The organism is Bacteroides sp. NGMCC 1.200775, from assembly GCF_040798045.1.
In the GTDB taxonomy this organism is placed as follows: Bacteria; Bacteroidota; Bacteroidia; order Bacteroidales; family Bacteroidaceae; genus Bacteroides; species Bacteroides hominis.
Genome location: NZ_JASCQK010000001.1, coordinates 918,560 through 941,700 on the forward strand (window position 1 = coordinate 918,560; position 23,141 = coordinate 941,700).

The 23,141-nt window shown below is 42.3% G+C and carries 11 protein-coding genes; all 11 read right to left on the bottom strand.

Features of this window, described 5'->3' with window-relative positions; genetic code table 11:
- Positions 1–13 precede the first annotated feature (13 nt).
- The 11 genes from QK890_RS04085 to QK890_RS04135 all read right to left on the bottom strand — a co-directional run bounded on the left by QK890_RS04085 (position 14) and on the right by QK890_RS04135 (position 22,767).
- Positions 14–2,263, bottom strand: a complete 2,250-nt coding sequence (locus tag QK890_RS04085; RefSeq protein ID WP_005819547.1) for a GH92 family glycosyl hydrolase — start codon at positions 2,261–2,263, stop codon at positions 14–16.
- Positions 2,264–2,325: 62 nt separating this feature from the next.
- The gene (locus QK890_RS04090) at positions 2,326–4,398 is read right to left on the bottom strand and encodes a family 20 glycosylhydrolase (RefSeq protein ID WP_044299626.1); all 2,073 of its coding nucleotides are present in this window, start codon (positions 4,396–4,398) and stop codon (positions 2,326–2,328) included.
- Between the two features lie 67 nt (positions 4,399–4,465).
- Positions 4,466–5,680 carry a cyclically-permuted mutarotase family protein gene (locus QK890_RS04095; RefSeq protein ID WP_032536301.1) on the bottom strand — a complete coding sequence of 405 codons (1,215 nt, stop codon included), beginning with the start codon at positions 5,678–5,680 and terminating at the stop codon, positions 4,466–4,468.
- Positions 5,681–5,690: 10 nt separating this feature from the next.
- The gene (locus tag QK890_RS04100; RefSeq protein ID WP_044299624.1) at positions 5,691–8,015 is read right to left on the bottom strand and encodes a family 20 glycosylhydrolase; all 2,325 of its coding nucleotides are present in this window, start codon (positions 8,013–8,015) and stop codon (positions 5,691–5,693) included.
- 19 nt (positions 8,016–8,034) lie between these two features.
- Positions 8,035–10,605, bottom strand: a complete 2,571-nt coding sequence (locus tag QK890_RS04105) for a glycoside hydrolase family 2 protein (RefSeq protein ID WP_367627208.1) — start codon at positions 10,603–10,605, stop codon at positions 8,035–8,037.
- Positions 10,606–10,626: 21 nt separating this feature from the next.
- Positions 10,627–12,699, bottom strand: a complete 2,073-nt coding sequence (locus QK890_RS04110; protein ID WP_032539446.1) for a GDSL-type esterase/lipase family protein — start codon at positions 12,697–12,699, stop codon at positions 10,627–10,629.
- Positions 12,696–13,358, bottom strand: coding sequence for an SGNH/GDSL hydrolase family protein (locus tag QK890_RS04115; protein WP_022012119.1), 663 nt, complete (start codon positions 13,356–13,358; stop codon positions 12,696–12,698). Before QK890_RS04115 ends, QK890_RS04110 begins: the two co-directional genes overlap by 4 nt.
- 20 nt (positions 13,359–13,378) lie before the next feature.
- Positions 13,379–15,391, bottom strand: a complete 2,013-nt coding sequence (locus QK890_RS04120) for a family 20 glycosylhydrolase (RefSeq protein WP_005819541.1) — start codon at positions 15,389–15,391, stop codon at positions 13,379–13,381.
- A 32-nt stretch (positions 15,392–15,423) separates the two neighbouring features.
- On the bottom strand, positions 15,424–17,058 hold the full coding sequence (locus QK890_RS04125) for a sialidase family protein (protein WP_005776517.1): 1,635 nt from the start codon (positions 17,056–17,058) through the stop codon (positions 15,424–15,426).
- A gap of 511 nt (positions 17,059–17,569) precedes the next feature.
- Positions 17,570–19,585, bottom strand: a complete 2,016-nt coding sequence (locus QK890_RS04130) for a RagB/SusD family nutrient uptake outer membrane protein (RefSeq protein ID WP_367627209.1) — start codon at positions 19,583–19,585, stop codon at positions 17,570–17,572.
- Positions 19,586–19,596: 11 nt separating this feature from the next.
- Entirely contained in the window at positions 19,597–22,767 is a 3,171-nt protein-coding gene (locus QK890_RS04135) for a TonB-dependent receptor (protein ID WP_032579703.1), read from the bottom strand.
- Positions 22,768–23,141 lie beyond the last annotated feature (374 nt).

The following is a 23,141-nucleotide window of genomic DNA, read 5'->3' on the forward strand; positions in this document are numbered from 1 at the left end:
GATTGATCTGTTTTTATTTTAATATAAATTCCATCGTTCCGGCATGTACCAACTCATCATGGCTGATACGATAGCCTGCATGTTTCTTTCCATTCAACTTCACCTCTTTGATCAAATCGGCATCATTTCCGGGACGTACTGCCGTAATAACCAATTCTTTTTCTTTGTAATACTTCGGGTCAAGCCGAATAGTCACTTTGTCGAAAGTAGGTGTAGTCAGTGTATAGTCGGGCATTCCCGGACAGTCGGGATAAAGGCCTATCATACTGAAAATGGCCCATGCCGACATAGTTCCGGTGTCATCATTACCGGGAATACCATTAGGCTGGTCAGTGAAATATTCAGCAAGCAGCCGTTTCACCTGTTTCTGAGTACGCCACTCTTCTCCCTTGAAGTAGCTGAACAAATAAGGATAGGCAATATCCGGTTCATTAGCCGGATCGTATAGCCCCTCATCAAAGACTTTCTGCAATTTATCCACAAACTTCTTCTTACCTCCCATCAGACGGGTTAAACCTGCAATGTCATGGGGAACATAAAAAGTGTAGTTCCAGGAATTGCCTTCATGAAAACCGGGACTGGGAGCAAAATTGGCACCCTCCATCGGGTCGAACGGAGAGTAAAATGTTCCATCGGGTAAAATAGGACGCAATGTACCAAATTCTTTGCTGTAATAATGTTTATAGCCCAATGAACGGTCATAGAACAATTTTGCATCTTCTTTCTTTCCTAAAGCCTGAGCAAAACGAGACAAGGCATAATCGGCAATATAATATTCAAGTGCATGCGAAACAGAATTGTCATACTGCTCTGTCAAAGGTACATATCCTTTAGCAATGTAATCATCGATATCGGGACGCATCAGATTATCTTTACCCGGAGTCGTAGCGGACTTATACATGGCTTCATAAGCTGCCTGTACATCAAAGTCACGTAAGCCTTTCATCCAGGTATCTACGATAACAGGAATACTCGGATCACCCTCCATAGTAAGCGTTTCACGGCCGTAAAGTTCCCATTTGGGCAGCCAGCCGTGTTCTTTATACATATCGACCATCGTGCGAACCATATCCAGTTGGCGATCAGGGAAAAGCAGGGTCATCAGCTGATGTACATTACGATAGGTATCCCAAAGAGAAAACACGGTATAACGATTTCCCTTTGTTGTAAGGATCTCACTGCCTTCCATAGCCGGATATTGTCCGTTCACATCCTGCAAAATATTCGGATGGATCAGCAAGTGATACATAGCGGTATAGAATACTGTCTTCTGCTCTTTCGTGCCACCTTCAACGAGGATACGCGAGAGATCGTCCTCCCACATGGAACGTGCTTCGGCACGAATCTGATCAAATCCTTTACCAGCCTGTTCCTTATCCAGATTAAGACGGGCATTGGCTATGCTGACAAAGGACACTCCCATGCTTACCTCGATGGTTTCGCCTTCTTCGGTATCGAAAGTAAACCATGTACCAATGTCATCGCCACTCATCTCCTTGGTATAAGCAGTATACAATTTATTCTTGCCGGACGTATTGTCCCACTGGGCTTCTACTGTCATCGGACGCATCTTTTTCCAATAGCCACGGGCACGAGGGACCTTATTGATACGCATTACAAAATAAATGGGAAACACAGCTTGCGGATTGTAGCAAAAAGTACCCAGCAGTTTAGTCCCCTCTATCTCACGCTCATTGACAAAACGGACGGTAGCTCCCGTTTCATTAGTCAACCCTTCGCCAAGATTCAGCAAAATATTACTTTCTCCTTTAGGAAAAGTGAAACGAGTGATTCCGGTACGTAAAGTGGCCGAAACCTCATTCTTGATTCCGTATTTAGTCAGGATATTCGAGTAATAACCGGGCGTGGCCTTTTCGTCTTTATAAGCACTTCCGTACTGTAAATAATCGACGTTCAGCTTTCCGGTTGTAGGCATCAACAGTAGAGAGCCCAACTCCGGACATCCCACTCCACTCAGATTGACGTGTGAAAATCCGGTAAAATAAGCATTGGTATGTTCATAAGGAGTAGACCACCATTGGCTGTCTTTATCTATTTTATTACCAACGGACTTTCCTCCCATCACATTGAAAGGGACAACCGACATCATGCCTTGAGGACAGATGGCTCCGGGATTCGTTGTTCCGTAATTCGTTGTTCCGATAAACGGGTTCACATAATCCACCGGACTCTCTTGCGCAGAAGCTACTGCTATGGACAGCCAAACGGCTGCAAGTGATACTAAATAAGGTAGTTTCTTCATTCTTTCAATACTCTATATTTATCTAATTTATACGTTCGGTTTTACCGGACCTGCGGAAAGAGTTACTTTACAACGATTTCGTCTGTAAACACCCATCCCCCGAATTCCTCTCCGGCACGAGCCTGGTAACGGACATAACGTCCTTTGGCATTTCCGTTCCATGCATAGTTCTTAAATACTACAGCATCCGATTTAACCACTTCATGCGTCTGACGGCTCAGCTCAGTGAAGTTTTCTCCATCTTCCGAGACAGAAATTATCACTTCGACAGGCAGAAATACTTCAGGACCCACTACCTGCATAAAATCAGCACCAATCAAATGCAGATCTGTCGATTCTCCCATATCGATAGTTACGTCCAAACGATCGCGGGAAATAAATCCCTGCCATGCCCCGTCGCTATAGGTCCAACTCCCACGGATTCCATCAGTCAGGGTTTTATCACCTTGTGCCGGATAAGACGAATTGTAGGGAGCATTATATTTTACGGTCTTGCCCAATGCAAGATGCTGAACCGGTTGCGCTGCTTCCGGCCGATTGCCGATCTCCTTTTTCAAATCGAACGGATGATATCCTTTGGATTGTAAATATCCTACAGCCTTTAAAGCACGGGGACGAAAATCAGTCCATGATTTCCGTTCAGGTGCAGACCAAGCCACTTCGGCCAACGCAAGAATACGAGGATAAATCATGTATTCACAATGCTCGTCAGTCTGAATATATTCTGCCCAAAGATTGGCTTGAACACCATAAATCAATTTTGCTTCATCGGGTGTAAGCGAAGCGGGAATCGGATTGTAAGAGTATACTTTTTCCAATGGCAGATATCCTCCGATGGCTTCGGGCTGAGAATAAGGAGCATCCTGATAACTATCTATATAACAGTGCGAACCGGGAGTCATAATCGCCTGATGACCGGATTTTACGGCATCGATACCACCTTGTTCACCACGCCATGACATTACAGTGGCATTAGGTGCCAATCCACCTTGCAGAATTTCATCCCATCCCAGTAACTTGCGGCCATGGGCATTGAGGAATACCTCCACACGATGAATCAGATAACTCTGTAACTCATCTACATTATCCAGTTGCTCATCCTTCATGCGTTTTTGGCATTTAGGGCAGGTTTTCCAAGCAGCTTTTCCGGCCTCATCACCTCCAACATGAATGTATTGGGAAGGGAAAAGCTCCATAACTTCCGTCAACACATCTTCAAGAAAAGTAAAGGTTTTCTCGTTTCCGACACAAAAATCGGCATTCTTATAAGGCTCTCCTGAACAAGACAGTTCCGGATAGGCAGTCAGAACCTCTTCCGAATGGGCAGGCATCTCTATCTCAGGAATAATAGTAATATGACGTTCACGGGCATAATTGACCAATTCACGAATATCATCCTGCGTATAATAACCTCCGGAAGCACCGGGAGCATCAAAACGACAATATTTCCGCCCACCTTCATTCCACCATCTTTTCCAGTTGGCTTCCGGACGCCAGGCAGCAAGTTCCGTCAATAAAGGATATTTCTTAATCTCGATACGCCAACCGGCAGCATCGGTAAGATGCAAATGCAGGCGATTGAGTTTATAATAGGCTAAAGCGTCTATCTGCTTTTTCACAAACTCCTTAGAGCGAAAATGCCGTGAAACATCGAGCATCAGCCCACGGTATTCGAAACGTGGCGAATCCTGAATCGTTGTAGCCTGAACTGACCAGGCACCCTCCATTGCAGGTTGAGCCATTTGCAAAAGAGTCTGAACACCATAGAATAATCCGGCACCGGAAGTAGCCTGCACTGTTATTTTATGCGGAGTTACCTCCAGTGTATAGCTCTCGGGAGAAGATAACTGAGGATTAGCCTTCGTTATCATAAGAGAGACCACGTTATCTTTCGTTTGCTTTTTACCGTTTTTGAAATGGATAGGTAATGTCTCCAGATAATCCATCAACATTTTCTTCTCTTCACCTTTCAGGTTGGTATACAGCTTAGTGTCACCGGTAAATAGAAAAGTACCGCTACCTTGCTCCATCCGGAGAGGAATAGGAATGACAGACTGCGCTTTCACACCAGCTGTTGCTATCATCAAACCGGCTGCAAGCAAGAAAGTACAAATTTTCATTGTAGGTTTTATCATGATATGATTGGTTTTAGTTTTTTGTTTTCAATGTACAAATATAAGTAAAATGTCAGATTATCTGCAATCAGTCAATCATTATCTTAACTATTTCCGGGGTACGGATTCCCGGCTTCAGCTCACCATTGATATTAAAGAAGGTCTGTCCCTGCCCTGTCAATGCAGCACCGGCACGGGCAACATCTTCACCCCGAACAGCCTCTTCCCACTTATCCCGACGTGTATTATAAATCAAAATCCGGTCATTAAAACGATACCATCCTGCCGGATGCAACATATACTTTTTTGCTTCCAACTTCAGACTGTCTACAACAGTTTGCTTGCCATTGGCCACGGCTGTCTTCATCATTTCCTCGCGCTGAAGAGCAGAAAAGAAAATATCTTTGTTGACTCCACCGGTACAAAGTATCAAACTGTCCGTCAGTGCTATACCGGCTCCACCACCCAAAGCGACAGGCACAGAATCATTGCCAACCGGAACAGATACCGACTGCCATTGTTGCAAAGATGGAGAATAGCAATATCCGTCAGTAGAAAGGCTTGCAGACCGTCCATCGGATGCACCGGCAAAACCTCCCCATAAATATAGAAGGGTTTCCCCCTCTTTACGTTGTCCTACACATACCGGTTGTACACGGGGAGAACCCGGAAAATCGGGAAGCCTCTGCCATCCGGTCTCCGGGCTACTCAGACTGAGGCAATAAAGTGCATTCGAAGGTTTACCATCCACATTGCCTCCGGCTACGAAAAGTGTATAATCCACTACTGAACCGCTCATATTATCCATTGTACAAGGTAAAGAAGGTAGTGTATCTACAATCACAGTCTGTTTATCGTCAGTCAAAGAAAGGCGGTAAACAGCAGATAAGGATCCATTTTCGTTCGATCCACCCACACAAACTACCCCTTGAGGAGTCGAAACCGAAACTCCATAAGCAGCAGCAACAGGCAGCTGACCGACTTTTCTCCATATGAAAACTGAGTCTGCAGAAGCGTCAGCGGCATAAATACCTTGGTAGAATTTCTTCTTTCCTCCTTCGGCTGCCGGCGTTTCCGGAAAATTACATCCGCCGGCAATCAATAACTCTCCCTGATAGATGCCGGCATAACATGCCGATACACCCAAAGAAAAACCGGGTTCTCCTTCGGGGAATCCGGTCATTTTCTGCACGCTAATCCCTTCTTCATTAGGCGCAACTTGCCGGGAGCTGCACGAAGCAACCATCCCGGCAAGTAAACATCCAATGATAGAAAGAAAACGAATCGTTTTAGTTTCTGTCATTTCTATTTTTTCAATTCAACGTAATTTCATCTACAAATAAGAAGCCCGGATTACCTTTACCACCATGCCATGCCGGAATGGAGTGTTCCGACGTTGCAACCACTTTCACATAACGGGTTTTTACCGGATCGAAAGTCAATTTGTGCTCATAAAGCCCATTACGGTCGGTCTCTTTCATCTCGGGATATGCTTCAGAAGCAACTTTAGTAAAAGTCTTATCATCATCTGAAACCTCAATTGAGAAAGAACGTGCATCGAATACCCAGTCCCCCTTTTCAACACAAGTAGTGATAGCTACACTTGAAATTTCGGTAGGTTGCTGCAAGTCAATTGTTACATCCATATCATTCTTATAGAATGCGATCCAACGGCCGGTTTTGTAGTTACCATTTCCTTTCAGTCCGTCTACTAATGTAGAAACACCACCAAATTCATATTGCTTGTTTACAGGCTGATTAGCTTTAATAGGCTTTGAAGTAGATTTACTGAAAGCAATCTTTTCAGTCAGCATTTTGCTGTTTCCGGTAGGACGAACAGCAACCGCCTTTAAAGTACAACTTTCCTTAATCGTAAGAATACTGTCACATACGGGAGAAGCTGCCGTAGGCTCAGTTCCATCTAATGTATAATGGATGGGAGCACCGTCAATAGTAGTCATCACTACATCTACTGCTCCTGTAGCCGAATTAGCAACAAACTCGGATTTCACATCAAATACATGTTTGGCATAATTATATCCTTCAGCTTCATATATATTAATCAATTGTGGCAAACGGGTCAGGAAGTTTTCATAATTCTTCTTTTCAGGATTAGACCATTGCACCTCTGCTAAAGCAGCCCAACGCGGCAACACCATATACTGAGCCTGAGAGAAAGTAGGAATGTATTCCGTCCAAAGATTAGCTTGTACACCAATAATATATTTTTGCTCTTCCGGAGTCAATGAAGAGGGCATTGGCTCATAACTATACACTCTCTCCAAAGGTAAATAACCACCAATAGCCAAAGGTTCATTCTCAGTATCTTTGGTCTGATAGTAGTCAAAGTATAGATAAGTGTTCGGAGTCATGATAACATCATGTTTCTGCTTGGCAGCCTCGATACCGCCACCTTCACCACGCCATGACATCACGGTTGCATTCGGAGCGAGTCCACCTTCCAAAATTTCATCCCAGCCGATAATCTGACGTCCGTGCTCGTTCAGGAATTTTTCTGCATGGTTGATAACAAAACTCTGCAAATACTCTTCTTTTGAATGCTTAGCATCACTCTTGATTCCCAAAGCTTTGATACGAGCCTGACACTTCGGACATTTCGCCCATTCACTCTTCGGACATTCATCACCACCAACATGAATATATTCAGATGGGAAGATATCCATAACTTCTGTCAGTACATCATCGATAAAGGTCAGTACGCTGTCGTTACCTGCACACAATACCTGATCGGATACTCCCCATATCTTCCAAACTTCATACGGACCACCGGTACATCCCAAATGGGGATAAGCAGCCAATGCTCCCTGCATATGTCCCGGAAGGTCAATTTCCGGAATAACAGTGATATAACGATCGGCAGCATAAGCTACGATTTCTTTTGCTTCTTCCTGAGTATAGAAACCACCATAAGGTTTTCCATCATATTCTCCTGAATTACGTCCGATTACAGTTTCCGATCTCTTTGAACCGATTTCTGTCAACTTAGGATATTTCTTGATCTCAAGTCTCCAACCCTGGTCCTCTGTCAAATGCCAATGCAAACGGTTCATGTTATGCAAAGCCATCATATCGATATATGTCTTTACTTCATCTACTGTGAAGAAATGACGTCCCACATCAAAATGGGCACCACGATAGCTGAAACGAGGATGGTCGTTGATTTCTACAGCCGGCAATGAAGGAGTTGTACCAATGGCAACCGGAATAGACTTGCGTAACGTCTGGATACCATAGAATACACCGGCTTCAGTGGGAGCAGCAATGGTTACACCATCTGCATTCACACTCAACTGATAAGCTTCAGGGTTCTCTGATTCCATACCCAATTTAAGCAGAATAGCACCTTTACCTTCAGTTCCAGCTTCAACTGCATAATCCTTACCTGTAGCTTTCTTCAGATAATTCGCCAGAAATTGGGCATTACGTTGCATCTTCTCATTTCCTTCCGGATAGATGATTTTCACACTACCATTCAATGTAAATGGTTGGCTTTGAGCAGTAGTAATTTCCTGAGGTAAAGGAATTACCTGGTAATTAGCTGTAGTCTCTTTGTCGTTACACGAAGAAATAAATCCCGTGAGCGCCAGTAAACCGGCAATTTTAAAAAGATTTCTCATACAAATTATTTAATAGGTGTTAGTTATAGGTATCTCGTACATGTTTCACTGTAATATTTTGCTGTTCTCCTTTCTTAATATCCGGAGACGTAATCGTTATCTTCTTGTTTTCCCCCGGCAACAGATCAAAGAAATTATCACTGAAACGGGCGCCCTGAACAGGAATCTGGATAAATACATCTTTAGCCAGCTTAGAAGACGATAAGGTCACTTCACACTTACCATCGGATTGCTTTACTTTCATAGAAACATTTGTTTGGGGCAACTCCAAATCCTTAGTCTTATTAAAGAAATAAACCTCTTCAGCTATTTTCTTACCGGTTTTATCTTTCAAAGCAAGTAGTAAGAAACTGTTTTTACGATGTTCCGATGTCACCCACTCACTCAACGGTTTACGAAAGACACAAGAAGAAACATTCGCCGGAACCTCGACTGCCCTGACAACTTCCTTATCTAATGTCTTGCCATTAAAGTCAATCACTTTCATTTCAAGTGTAAGTTGACTCTGTTTCTCCAACAAATCAGATATCAGATAAACACTCAAACTATCACCTTCTTGTATCGCATTGACCAGCAGTGGTGCAAAAGCTCGCTTTGCCTGATAGTGCAATGCCTTCCAATTGCCATAATAGTCTATACTTGACCAGGAAACGACAGGCCAACTATCATTAAGCTGCCAGTATAATGTCCCCATACAATAAGGCCGGTTGCGACGATGTGCTTCCATGCCATGGCGCATACCATGCCCCTGAAGTACAAGTCCGATATATACAAAGTCTTCAAACTTCTCAGGAACAACATAATCACGCTCCATATAAGTTCGTATCAAATCGTTACCGATACTGCTTTTCTGGTGTCCGTTCATTACCTCCGATTCAATCTGATAATCTTTCGTAGACGCAAAAGTAGCAATCGTCTTCATTTCAGGGAACGACTGGAAACCGAATTCGCTCATGAAACGAGGCAAATCGGTATCTAATGACTCAAAAGGCTTTTTGCCATACCACACACCCCAGTTATGACTATCGCCCGTGCCCCAGGACTCCGGACGTCCCCAATTTGCGAAATAGGGAGAAGTATGTTTGTAGAAACGCCCTTCATCAAGTTCTTTCACCTTTGCAGGCAGCAATCCCCGGAATAACTTATCATATCCCCGGAACATGTTTTCATATACTTCCGGAGTATAATTCTTTTGCCATCCCCAGTATTTTAATCCTTCCAGAATTTCATTATTCCCACACCACATGGCGAGTGAAGCGTGGTTTCGCAGACGTTTGATATTATATTCCGCCTCCTCTTCCACTCGCTTCAAGAAAGTAGGATCACTTGGATAGGAAGTACATGCAAACATAAAATCCTGCCAGACAAGAATACCATTTTCATCTGCCAGATCATAGAAACGATCGTCTTCATAAGTTCCCCCACCCCATATACGAACCATATTCATATTAGCCTCTTTCATATCTTGAAACAGAGTCCTATAACGTTCGGTAGTTATATTGGGGAGCAACGCATCATCAGGAATATAGTTTGCTCCTTTTGCGAACATCGGGATGCCATTCACCTCAAAATAAAAAGATTCTCCATCTTTGTCTTTTTCGTTCACTACGCGTATCGTACGAAGGCCGATTCGATGCTGCCGTGCGGCGACCGTTTTGCTATCACACACCACCTGCACTGAGAAATCATATAAATGAGGTTTCCCCCACCCATTGGGCATCCAACGCACGGGGTTCTGAATATCCAATGGAATTTGGACTTGATTAAAACCCGGTTTTAATGTTACATTTTCCTTTACCATCACTTCCTCTCCTCCTTCCAATGAATAAGAGATCAAGACCTCAGCAGGCTTTTCTTTCTCAGAAATACTATTAATTTCCAATTCATTAGAGAGTTTTGCAACCTGATCTGTCAGACTAAGCTGCTTCACATGAAAATCTGCAATAGTAGCAACATCATAAAAACGAAGAGTAACAGGACGCCAGATACCGCTTGTAACCATACGGATTCCCCAATCCCATCCATAACTATAAGGAGCTTTCCTGGTAAATACACTAAGACGTTTTTCGTGGTGATCATTATCTGCCGGATAATTAAATCCATTGGAGGACCACTGTGGAAGGGTTTGTTTTATCGGAGAATGAAAATAAACATGCAGCAGATTCTCCCCTTTACGTAATACTTGTTTTACGGGAACTACATAGCCCACAAACATATTATCTGATTTCAGAATCAGAGAACCATTCAAATAAACATCCGCATAAGTATCCAGTCCCTCAAAGGAAAGCTGGGCGGCATCTCTCTTCAACTGCTCTTCTGTAACGACAAAACTGGTTTTATATTCCCAATCCTCATTTTCCACCCACTGAATCTTCTTTTCATTGGTACCATAGAACGGATCGGGTAGCAATTTATGATGAATCAAATCCTGATGAACAGTGCCCGGGACAGTAGCTGGTAGCCATTTTTCTGTCCCCACCTGTGAGAATGACCAATCGTCATTCAACATTAACACATCCGAAGTGTCCCTGTTTTGCCCATAAGCTAAACCGCAACAACATACAAGTCCATACAATAATTTTTTCATCATAAACTGCTCTCTTTTTCAAGTTTATCTTCCCCAGTCCGTACGGAACGTAGATGCCGGTAAACCATCACCATTGACCAGATTGGCCCGGGTGAAAGGCTGCCAGCCGTAACGTACACGAAGAGGATTCTTCACTTCTTTACTATATACTTTTATTTGATTTCCTACAACTTCGGCTGTAGCCGGATAATAAACATCCTCTGTTTCAGCCACTTCGAATGTCCGTAACGGTTTCCCATCCGATGAATGCATACCTTCAGCACAATCAAATGACACGTAAGCAGCACCATCACGGAACTCTACATTGCGGAACATCGGCCCCGAAGGCGTTACATTCTTCTTTCCATAAGTCTGATTCAAAGCCCAATGTGCCAAACGCTCCCCAACAGGCTGTTTGTGTTTGGGGTGTACATCAAGCGAATCACCCAGGTCACTCGATACTGCCATACCTGTATTAGGAATCTCATACATCATTCTGCGCTGGCTATCACGGAACCATGGCCATGACGGACGATTGATGCTTGACAACTGCACATAATAAAATGGCAAATCTTTATTTTCCCAGTTTTTACGCCAACTTTCAACCAATAGTTTAAACAATTTCTCGTGTGCCTCACGATTATGTGCATTCGATTCACCCTGATACCAAATAATACCTTTAATAGGATATTGTTCTAAAGGACGGATACCGGCCTCATACAGGTAACAAGGTTCATAAGGATGACGTTGCTGTTTGCTATCCGCCTTTTTCACATTAAGAGCGGCACGACCGCGTACCCAGTCTTGGATAAAGTCATTTTGAGTCCAGTTACGTAATATAGCCGGAAATTTATATTCCAATGTATTACGGTCTACCCATGCTTCGGTAGGCGAACCGCCGATTGCGTTACAAATCAATCCGACAGGTACCTTTAGACTGTCCTGCAGCATTTTACCAAAATAGTAAGCTACCGCAGAGAAAGAACCGGCAGTAGCAGGCGAACAAACTGTCCATTCGGTATCTTTATAATATTGCAGATGATTTAATGAATCCAATACGGACTCATCCCATTCAACAGCATCTGTACGCCAGCGCGCCTTCATATCGAACAAACGAATCTGATCATTGGCGGCTTGCGGAATATCCCTTTTAGCAGTTTTACTCCAACCAAGATAGAACTCCATGTTCGATTGTCCGGAACAAAGCCATACCTCTCCGGCTAATACATTATTGAAAGCTTGTTTCTGCTTTCCCGCAGAAACAGTCAAAGTATATGGGCCTCCAGCCTTCAAAGGCTGGAGAGTGATCGCCCAATCACCATTGGAAGCAGTTTTCACAGACTGTTTCTGTTTAGCTATTGCTACAGTCACTTTTTCTCCTGCGTTTGCTTTGCCACGGATAGTCAGAGGCTGCCCATGTTGAAGCACCATATTGTCAGTATACAGTTCAGATAAGTGTAATCCACCGAAATCTCCCGTAATCGCAGAATATACCGTTTTCGCAAGAATGCCGGCACCCTCTACATTAGGATGTACAGCATCCGGAAGAAGATACGGATACGGATAAAGCGGCGCATGGAAATCTATCAACTGAACCCCGGCATATTTAGCTATTGTCTCGATACTTTGCTGAATTTCTCCATGCCAATCACGGGTACCCGACTCAAAACGAGGATGACGATCGGCAATCGGTGTCAGTCGGGCAATAATAATATGACATTTAGGATTAACAACACGGAAAGAATCAATCAATGCCAGATAATCTTTCACGAAATGATCACGATAGTTCGGCCAGTCACGAGGATCCGTATCATTGATTCCCAAGTGAATAACAACAATATCACCGGCAAAGGCAAGCGCTTTTTTAAATTCTTCCTGCTGCATGTAAGGGCGGTGTCCTTTATTTAATAAAGTAGCCCCTGATTTTCCGAAATTTCCAACTTCATAAGTATCGCCCAAAAGTTGCTGCAACTGTGAAGGATAAGAATCCGTTGCCGGATTTGGAAGAGTATACCCATACGTAATACTATTCCCCACGCAAGCAACTTTTATCCGCTTCTGTGCGGACAAAACTGCGCAAATCATCAAAAATAGAGATAAGAATAGTATCTTTTTCATTTCTTGTTTATATAAGGTTTAACAATATCCACCCATTTAAGGTAGCCTTTACCCAGTAAGTGTAAACCATCATTTGTATACTCAATATTCATCTTGCCGGTCTTCTCATCAACAAAATGAGAATAGAGATCAATATAGGTCACGTGTTCTCTGTCAGCCAGCCGAAGCAGCCCTTCATTAATCTTTTTCACCTCTTGCCAACGTGACGTATGTCCGCCAAACATCTTATAATGATCGGTTACCGGAAGTACACTTTGCAAATATAGCTTTGTTTTTGGAGATTCTTGTTTAATTTTTTGAGTAATCATACCAATACGATGAACAATTGTATCCGCAGAGGTGCCCCGGCTTACATCATTTATACCGATCAACAAGAATATTTTAGCGGGTTTTCCTTTTAAAATCGCATCCAGCCGATCATAAACACCCATACAGATATCACCACTGATTCCCCGGTTTTTGACATGCTTATTATTCAATAATTCACTCCATTCTCCCCCGTTAGTAATACTATTACCCAGAAAAATGATATCTTTTGAAGTCACAGGCAGCTCCTCAAACAGAGTTGCACGTTGATAATAGAACGTAGAATATTTGCGTTCCTGTGCGTTGCCCGCCATTGAGGCGAGCAACAACATCATTAATAAAATTTTCTTCATTCGTTTTTATTTTTTCTCGATCACTTCGTTTTGTCGGGCGAATAGATAAGTCCGTCCACTGCATTTTCTCCGTCAGGAGTTACAAAAACTGTAGTAAACATCCACTTCACCAACCGCACCTCGGGCATATTGAATTTGCCAACCGGCAATTTCAGGAAAACTTTATTCCAGCCTTTATTCAGATGTACGGCGATAGGCGGACGTGCCACACAATTTTCATTTCCCAACGCTATTTCATTACTCTTTGTACTATGAGTAGCTGTCCATACAGGCGGCTGTATTTCTTCATTATTGATCCAGATACGGCTGCCTTTATAGTCCCATTTACCTTGTAACGGAGCCAAGTCCATTTCCGAACGACCATAATTCTGAAATTCAGCCCATAGCCCTACTTCCTGATCTTTCGGAGAGTAAACCCATGTATAGGCATAAGCCGTATGATTCTCTTGCGGATCTTTATAGAAAGTAGGTACCATTTTCCCCCATACATGACGAAGATAGATACCCGCACCAATGGCAGGGTGTACCCCATACTCTTTTCCTTCATATAAATAAGAATCCTTCAATTCCTGTTCCGGAGGAAAGACTTTATTCAAATCTCCACCATTAGGAAATGCATCAGTAATATTCCATTTTACATTCGTCTGTTTTACATAGGCGAACGGATATCCCTTAAATGTATGCTCTTTATGCCAAAGCATACGATTCTCAAAATCAGCAAATTCTTTAAACTCCGGAGAGTCTTCAGAAGGTAAGATAGTACCATTCTTATCAAAATATTCTGTACCTCCGCCTTTCCATGCACGTTCAGCAATAGCCAGCATATTAGGATAGAAATTATTCTCAAGTATAATATTGCGTTCGTTAGCTACGTAACGGTCATTCCAGATGGCAAGAATTGTCCCTGCAATATCGTCACTTCCTTGCTCAACATTATAAATACGGCTGTTATACAATGCAATGATATCGCCAAAAGTATCAAAATGATTGAGATAATGAAACTTAGAATCAATTGCGGGAATACCTTTTTGGGCTTTTCCACGATAACTCCACAAATGCGTCATATCAATTTCGCCAGGTTTATAATGCCATCCCGGATTCCACGAAATTACTTTCTTTCCTTTGGCACGGACATATTCGACCATTTCCGGAACGAACTTTAGATTGGTAAACCGAACTTCATCCGTACCAATATGAAGATAAGGTACATCAAAAGTCTCGCAAACTTCATCTACCAGCAATTTAAGAATTTTCATTCCTTCCGGGCTCTGCATATCATGACGGAATGTACGGACAAAAGCCTCACTATGCCCCGGCATATCAAATTCCGGGATTAAAAGTATATTATGCGCTTTACAAAAAGCGACTAAATCTTTCGCTTCTTCCAATGTATAGTATTTACCCGGCATACGAGTCGTATTCACACTGTCATTCAGCATCGGAAAAATTTTACTTTCCAGCCTCCACGATTGATTTTCAGTCAGGTGCCAATGAAAGACATTAATTTTAAAACGTGAAAGAACAGCAATTTCACGTTTCAATTCTTCAATCGACATATACGTACGCCCTACATCCTGCATAAAGCCACGTATTCGGAAAGCAGGCCAGTCAACAATTGAACAACCGTTGAATGTTGCCTTTTTCTTTCGCACATCCTGTAACTGGGCCAAAGTTTGCATAGCCCAATACACACCATGCTCCGTCACAGCCTCAACCGTAACTTTACCATTATTTACCACCAGGCGATAAGCTTCGTCTGCGTTCAAAGGTACCTCTTCTAATGAAGGTACCAGTTTCACTTCAATACTTGCACGAGCTTTGTCATCAATGACTCCACCCCTATCGACAACAAAAGCTTCCCACTCTTGCCGAAGCACCGGAGTAGAAAGCTTTGTTCTGCCCAGTACAAAGCTGGAACTTAAAGGAGTGAACTTTTGCGGCTCCGGAAGCAGGTGATATTCACCTGCCCGGACCGTAGAAATTGTGCATAAGTAAATAATGAAACTGATTAAGAAAATTTGTTTATTTCTCATCGGTGTTTATTTAGTTTATGGGGGAAAATTTCTCATTTAATAATGTCTTTCAACTTCACTGCCTGGAATGTCATATGTGCCACACTGCTTTCATAAAGAATACCAACCGTTTCTTTATCAATCATAGTAAGACAAGAATAACCCCAGTTATTGCCTTCATCCAATAAAAGTTGGTGTTCGGGTGACCAAGTCACACCACCATCCAGACTGATTTTAATAGTAGTATTATAACGTCCTTTCGTCGTATTAGGATTAGAGAATATCAATAAATCCTTGCCCAAAACATTATCTTTGGCTTTCACGCTTATCAAACTAGCCATGCAAACCGATTCCGGCAATGCCTTGCGAGAAGATTCATGTTCTGTCCATGTTTTACCCAAGTCTTTTGTAATAGCCACAGCACGACTTCCACCACGATTATCACGCATATTCAACATCAATACTCCGGGCTCGACCTCGGCAACCTGAGCCTCTGTAGTATTCGTGCGTGCATAATTGTGCATTTTCCAGTTTTTACCACCATCTTTGCTATACATGATACCTGCATTGGGTACACGTGTCGAATCAATAAACTGAGTAGGGAATACCAAAGTACCGTCACTCATAGTGATGCCCCGACCCGGACCTTGCAACAGAAAATACCAAGACGGATCTTTTACCTGTTCTGTGATATTAATAGGTGCAGACCACGTTTTACCGTCATCCGTACTTTTGGCAAGAACAAGTTGCGCAGTATGATTCATATCCATACCCGGATGTGAACTCCACCATGCACGTTGGTTACCCATACCATGTGTCCAGGCAGCAACCACCCAAACATTATTTGTTTTTGTATCAACAAGGATAGAAGGGTCTCCTACTCCATTCTGACCGGCAGGCAGACCACCGAACTCCCCAAATGCCAAAGGCAAACGCATTTTCTCCCAGGTTTTTCCACCATCTGTACTGCGGCTTAAACCAACATCAACATGCTCTTGCAAGTCCACGCTACTATTATACCGTACATCATAAACTCCCAGCAGTGTACCTTTATTAGTAGTCACCAATCCCGGGATACGGAATGCGGCAGAATTATCATCTCCGGCATGACGTACTCCTACCCCCATGCGGTGTTCAATTCCTTCTTGCGAAACAACATCCAACAGAGCCTTCTTACCATCCAGAGTGACCGAAGCAATATCGGCAGTCACCTTACTGGTAAGGGATGTACCCGGCTTCATTTGCAGACTAATCCAGAAATAGTTAATTCCCGGAAACAGTTTTTGGTTCCCTTTCAAAACAACTTGATTGCCAGGATTACTCACCTCCGATTTTTTTATTGAATAAGAAGGATTGGCGGCAAGCGTTTTTCCCGGAGTGTTACTGGAGATGTATCCCACAGGAGCAAAACGTTTCTTATCTCTGTCCTGCAATGCTTCTGTACCACCATAATAAAGTTTTATAGACTGAATTTCAGACAGATCCACTCCTTTACCAAAATTCAACACTACATCATTAAGAGTCTGGCTCTCTTTAGCATCCAAACGAAGATAGAACAAGACATTATCTTGTCTCTCTATCAAAATAGGAATACGGGTCTCACGAACAAAAATTGTATCTGCGGCTCGAACTACCGGTATAGCACACAGAAAACAGAAAAGCGAAAATAGAATTACAGCTTTTTTCATGGTATCGACTAATTAATATTTATGTTATCGGGAGCAAAGATAGTATTTTTTATTATACAACAGCTATATTAATTAAATATTTTATTATATACCAGCCAATTAATAAATAGCACGCAAGCTAAGGGATTGTTTTTAATTCTATTTGCCATAAAAGCCTGTCTAAATTTCCTTCGTCTGTTTTTTCACAGAATACAGATACTCCCAAAAGGATAGAAAGAGACTAAGAAATCAATTATAAAACGACAAATTCCTCTATTCAAAGTGCTAAAGGACCGAAAACAAACGTATCTAAAATGGTAATTAAACTTCATCCTGGCTACCAGGATGAACTTGGCTTGTACGAAGAAAACATTTCTCTAAAGATCAAGATATACTTTACTCTGAATCTTTCGGATTCTGAGTTTTAACTTTGTGATGAGCATATCTGAAGTCAGAATAAAAAAGAGAGAGACGTTATCTTCAATAACACCCCTCTCCTCTACTTTATTTAAATAATCTATTGAAAACCGAATTATTCTTCAGCAACCTCTCCAATCTTAGTTGGCCAATAAGGATTCTGGTATAATACAGACGTTTCTACTTTTTCATCCGGAGACAGCAATTCCATCTCGCGAACCGGCACAGGGTTGAGATAATGAGCTTTCTGCCAGGTATAACCGTCGTATACGTCATTATTGGCTTTCAAAATGGCATAAGGACGCAAATACTTAAAGGTACGTGAAGAGATATTGGAACCTTCTTCACCGGAATCTTTAAATGTAATCTCAGCACCATTCTCATCTTTGTTAGCCGACTTATACATTTCATCCCAGAAATTACATCCTTCAGGCATATAGTTTTTCGTCAGCAAGTGATCCATCGAACGCCAACGAACCAAATCATCCCAACGCATACCTTCACCAATAAATTCACAACGACGCTCACGACGTATATTTAATAAGGTAGCATCTACAACCTGGGCACCTGAATACTTACCCCAATCTGTTTCCTGATTCAAATCAGTCGCATTGATTGTTTTTGTAAAATCAGGATCTACGCCTGCACGTTCACGAACGGCTCTCCAATATTGAGCTGCTTTACCTGTAACGTTACCATTCTTCATATAATAAGCTTCCAAATAATTCAGATAAGCCTCTACGCCACGATAAATAATACATCCGGTAGTCGACTCAGCTTTTCCCCATACATTCTGTGCCATATCAAAGCTGGCATATTTACGAATACGATATCCTGTCTGGTCTCTCATCTCTTCACGGTTAGATACAGGATGCGGAGCAAACATTTTCACAGTGCCCGGTTCCTCGGTCGAATATACTGGTACAAAATTGCTTTCACCAAACATAAACAACTGAAGACGGTTATCGCGATTAGCCTTCACATCATCCAATGTAGCATCCCCCTTATAAGGTGCTGCGCTACTGGCCGCATACCAAGGCAGACCATCCTGCATCAAGAAGCTTTCAACATAGCTTTTCAACAAGCCATGATTAGAACCGGACGCAATCCATGCCGGGGTGCCATGCATGATAGAGAAACTACCGGTTTTTGCATACTGACGCCAGAACAACACTTCGTCATAGCCGCTTAAATCAACATTGGCATACATTTCAAAATAAGGATTCCATCCGGATGTAATAGAAGGACTAGCAGGATCTTCAACCTTTGTATTAGGGGTCAAAGTTATTTTATCTGCAACTTCTTCCGCTGCTTTCATGGCTTCTGTCAAGAAGAAGTCAACCTCAGCTTCTACATCCAATGAGAAATTAGAATGTACTTTCTTTCCTGGCCAGTTATCATCTCCCGGTACACGCCCTGTACCCTTGTGGTATCTTTCAAAAGAGGCTTCATACAGTGCCACCCGGGATTTAATCAGCAAAGCTGTCTCACGATTCAAACGGGTATTATTTTTAAATCCCTTACTGTACATCATATTGGCAGCATCATCCAAATCTTTCAGGATAAAGCGGGCAACCAGATTACGAGGTTGGCGGACACCTTTTTCCATCAGCACCGTTTTGTCATCGGGCAAAACCTCTGTTACGATCGGAAAGTCACCGTAAGTACGCAATAAATTATAGTACACAAGAGCACGCATCAGATGCATTTCGCCAATATAATGACGAATATCGGCATCTGCTCCGGCAACCTCACCCGCTTCATATTTAGGCACAGCATTCTCAAAGAAGTAGTTGCAATAACGGATATTGCTGAAACTCCAGTTACCATCACTGGAAGGAACTTTCCAAAGCCCTTTTACATAGCGACTACTACGCCCTCCGGCCACCATATTATCCGTTCCACCATCGTTATTCGCTATACCTGCTCCATAACCACCATGCGAAGGAAAATAGTTTTGATACCTCGCTATGGAATAAGCGGCAAAGTGATCCACCGTTTGAAAGTAGACTTCCGGTGTGACAGAAGAAAGAGGTTCTCTATCAAGAAAGTCATTACAGGACGTGAGCGCCATTACCCCTCCCGCAACAAAACATGCTTGTACAAACAGATTTTTTATTTTAAGCTTCATAATACTTCAATTTAAAAATTAACGTTAACACCAACAGATATCACTCTTTGCAAAGGATACAACTTACCGGATCCTGTTCCGGCCAAACTTCCGGTAGCTTCCGGATCGAAAATCTTAGAAAGACTGGTTATAGTTGCCAGGTTATCACCCGAAACATATACACGTACAGAAGATATTCCGGCTTTCTCTGTCCATACCCGAGGCAATGTATAACCCAACTGGACATTCTTCAAACGCAAATATGCTCCATTCTGTAAATAGCGTGTTTGGGTTTGGGTATTACGCCCCCCACTAAAGTTGACGCGCGGATAATATGAATTCAAATTAGCACCTAACGGGTCACCCTCCGGACGGAAGAAATCCCAATGTTCGGCAAAGCCGGTAGACTGCCACTCATTTCCTTGCCCGTTGGCTCCCCAGAAATAACATCCATCCAGCCACAGGTCACGTTTTCCAATCCCCTGCATAAAAATGCTGAAATCGAATCCTTTCCATGCAGCATCCAGTGTAATACCATATTTAAAACGAGGAGTCGAATTACCGATAATACGATAATCGCCCGTATCTCCTAATTTATTGGTTCCGTTACTGATTTTTCCGTCACCATCCAAATCGGCATACATAATATCACCGGCACCCCAATTGGTTCCGATAGAAGATTGATCGACTTTTGCCAAATGAGCATCCATCTCTTCCTGTGATTTAGCAATACCGATTGTTGTCAATCCCCAAATATCATTCAAATGTCTACCTTTATAATACGAACCTACGTCATACGAGTCATTCGGATAGCGCAGAATCTTCTGTTGGTCATCAGAAAGTACAAGTTTAGCTCCATAAGAAACTTCACCGATCCGATCTCTCCAATTTACCTCCAACTCAAAACCATACGATTTCATGTCCGAGTTGTTTATCTTCGGAACTGAAGTTCCCAACAAACTTGAAAGTTCGGGAGCCGGGCCGATCATATCATAAGTATAACGTACAAAATAGTCGAATGAACCGGATAAACGGTTATTGAAGAAAGACCAATCCAAACCGACATCCCAAGTCTCTACTGTCTCCCAAGTTTTCTTAGAGCTGACAATACCCGGATTTGTAGCATAGTTAGGACGTTCGCCATTTACTAGCCAACCGTAATTAGACCCTACAGGCATCGTTTGATAAAATGGATACCATGCATCATTGGTATTCGTATTACCCAGCTGCCCCCAAGAAGCTCTCAACTTTAAACTTCCCATATTAATTTTTTCAGCAAAGCTCTCCATGAATGGTTCGCGAGCAATATTCCAACCGGCAGAGAATGATGGGAAGAATCCCCAACGTTCTTTTCCTACGAAGCGGGAAGAACCATCATATCGGCCATTAGCCTCAAACATATAACGATCTTTATAACTCCAGTTAACACGCGCAAAGAAACCGGCTACTGAGTTGTCAGCATAACCACCATAAGCCTGCGGATCATCGGTTGCCGTATTAATAGTAGGTACCCCCGGGGTAATCAATGTGTTTTTCTCAGCCGTGATGTTTCTGGTTTTATATAACTCCGCATTAAAACCGGCCATCACTTTAAAATAATGTCCGTTATCGAACTGCTTGAAATAGTCCGAATAAATATTTGTGGTATAATAATTTTCCTTCCAACTATATTCATTCACGCGAGAAGAACCTGCTGCATAAGAACCATATCCCATATCCCACACTGTATAATAGGGATCTCCATCCACATTGTAGGCATAAACAGGTAATACTTCCCAATGCTGATATTGAGTAGTGGTACGTACACTACCGTCAAGATTGATTTTCCAGTTTTTAATAGGCTCGAAAACCAGTTGCAACTGATTCGTATAAAAATCTTTCTGGCTATTCTGCTTTCCTCCATTTTCCATCTGTTCCACTTCACCTTCGTCCATAGGGAATCCATTAGGATCATAAGCCGGATGCACAGGCCATTTACGAGCTAAGTTATGGAAAAAGCTTCCTGTCAAGTAAGTAGGACGTTCAAAATCCTCACGGGTCCATTTAGTAGAATACGTCACCTTGAACCAATCAGTGACAGCCGTTGTGATTTTACCATTCAATGTGTAGCGTTGAAACTTATCTGATCCATGACGCATTAAACCTTTCTGATCCAGAAAACTTCCACTAATCAAGTATTGAGTTTTGTCCGTACCACCATTAATACTAAGGTTATGTTCCTGAGATGGCGCCCAATGATCATAAAATTCTTCAAACCAATCCGTGTTTCCATTCGCGTTAGCCCATTTTTGCCAAATACCTGCTCCATTATCAACTGTAGTAGCTTTCAGCGTTCCTTCTTGATAAGCTTTGATACGTTCCATTACAGCAGGGGCAAAAATATCACCGCCACCCTTATTGGCAGAAGCACGATTGAAGTACTGAGCAAAAGTGTAAGAATCCATAATGTCCGGAATACCAATAGCATCAGAAAAACGTGCGCTACCGCTATATGACACATTGGTCTTACCACTCTTTCCACTCTTCGTTGTTACAAGAATTACACCGAACGAAGCTCTTGCCCCATAAATAGAAGCCGATGCAGCATCCTTTAATACCGAAACAGATTCGATATCGTTAGGATTGACAGTATTCAGATCCCCCTCAATGCCATCAATCAAAACCAATGGAGAAGAACCCGATCCATCACCAATCGTTCCGGCTCCACGAATATTCATGTTTAACGTTCCATCAAGGGCGCCACCGTTATTACCAACAGTAAGGTTCAAGCCGGGAACAACACCCTGCAATGCTTGTGAAGCATTTGCCACCGGACGCGCTTCCAACGCCTCGGCACTAACCATACCTACAGCCCCTGTAACGTTCACCTTCTTTTGCGAACCATAACCGACTACAACAACTTCATCCAAAACCTCCGCATCCTCTTTCAGCACAATATTATAAGTGCTTTCAGAGCCAACTTTAATTGTTTGTTGCTTGTAGCCAATATAGCTCACCAAGAATTGTGAATTAGGTGCCACCTTTAACGAGAACTTACCGTTTAAATCAGTAATTACTCCATTAGTGGTTCCCACTTCTACAACACTTGCCCCAATAACGGGCTCCCCGGTAACATCTGTTACCAGTCCCGAAATCGCCTTTACCTGTGCCATCACATTAAACGATAGCAAACAGCCCAACAAAATAAAAAGGACTTTTTTCATAAATTGATTTTTAGTTAATAAAAAAGGAAAATTATCTCTTCTAAACTCCATAAATATAAATACCTGAAAATGAGTACAGTCCTATCGGTACTTATCCTTTTAAATAGTAATCCCAGAATCAGATAAAAACATAATTATTTATAATACAAACTATTACGTCTTAATAGTGAATCAAAATAACAGGGTATTTTTAGTAAAAAAACACTCATGAATTAATAATGGTGAAAAGTAGTGAAGCACTAAATATTTTTTTCTCGTCCCAATTCCTCTAAAATCTACTTTTCAATAAGCCAAAAAGAGTTATCTATATTTCAACACAAAGAAACACCTTATAACATATAATAAGGTTTTTGAATATATCCTTTCGCCCTTTT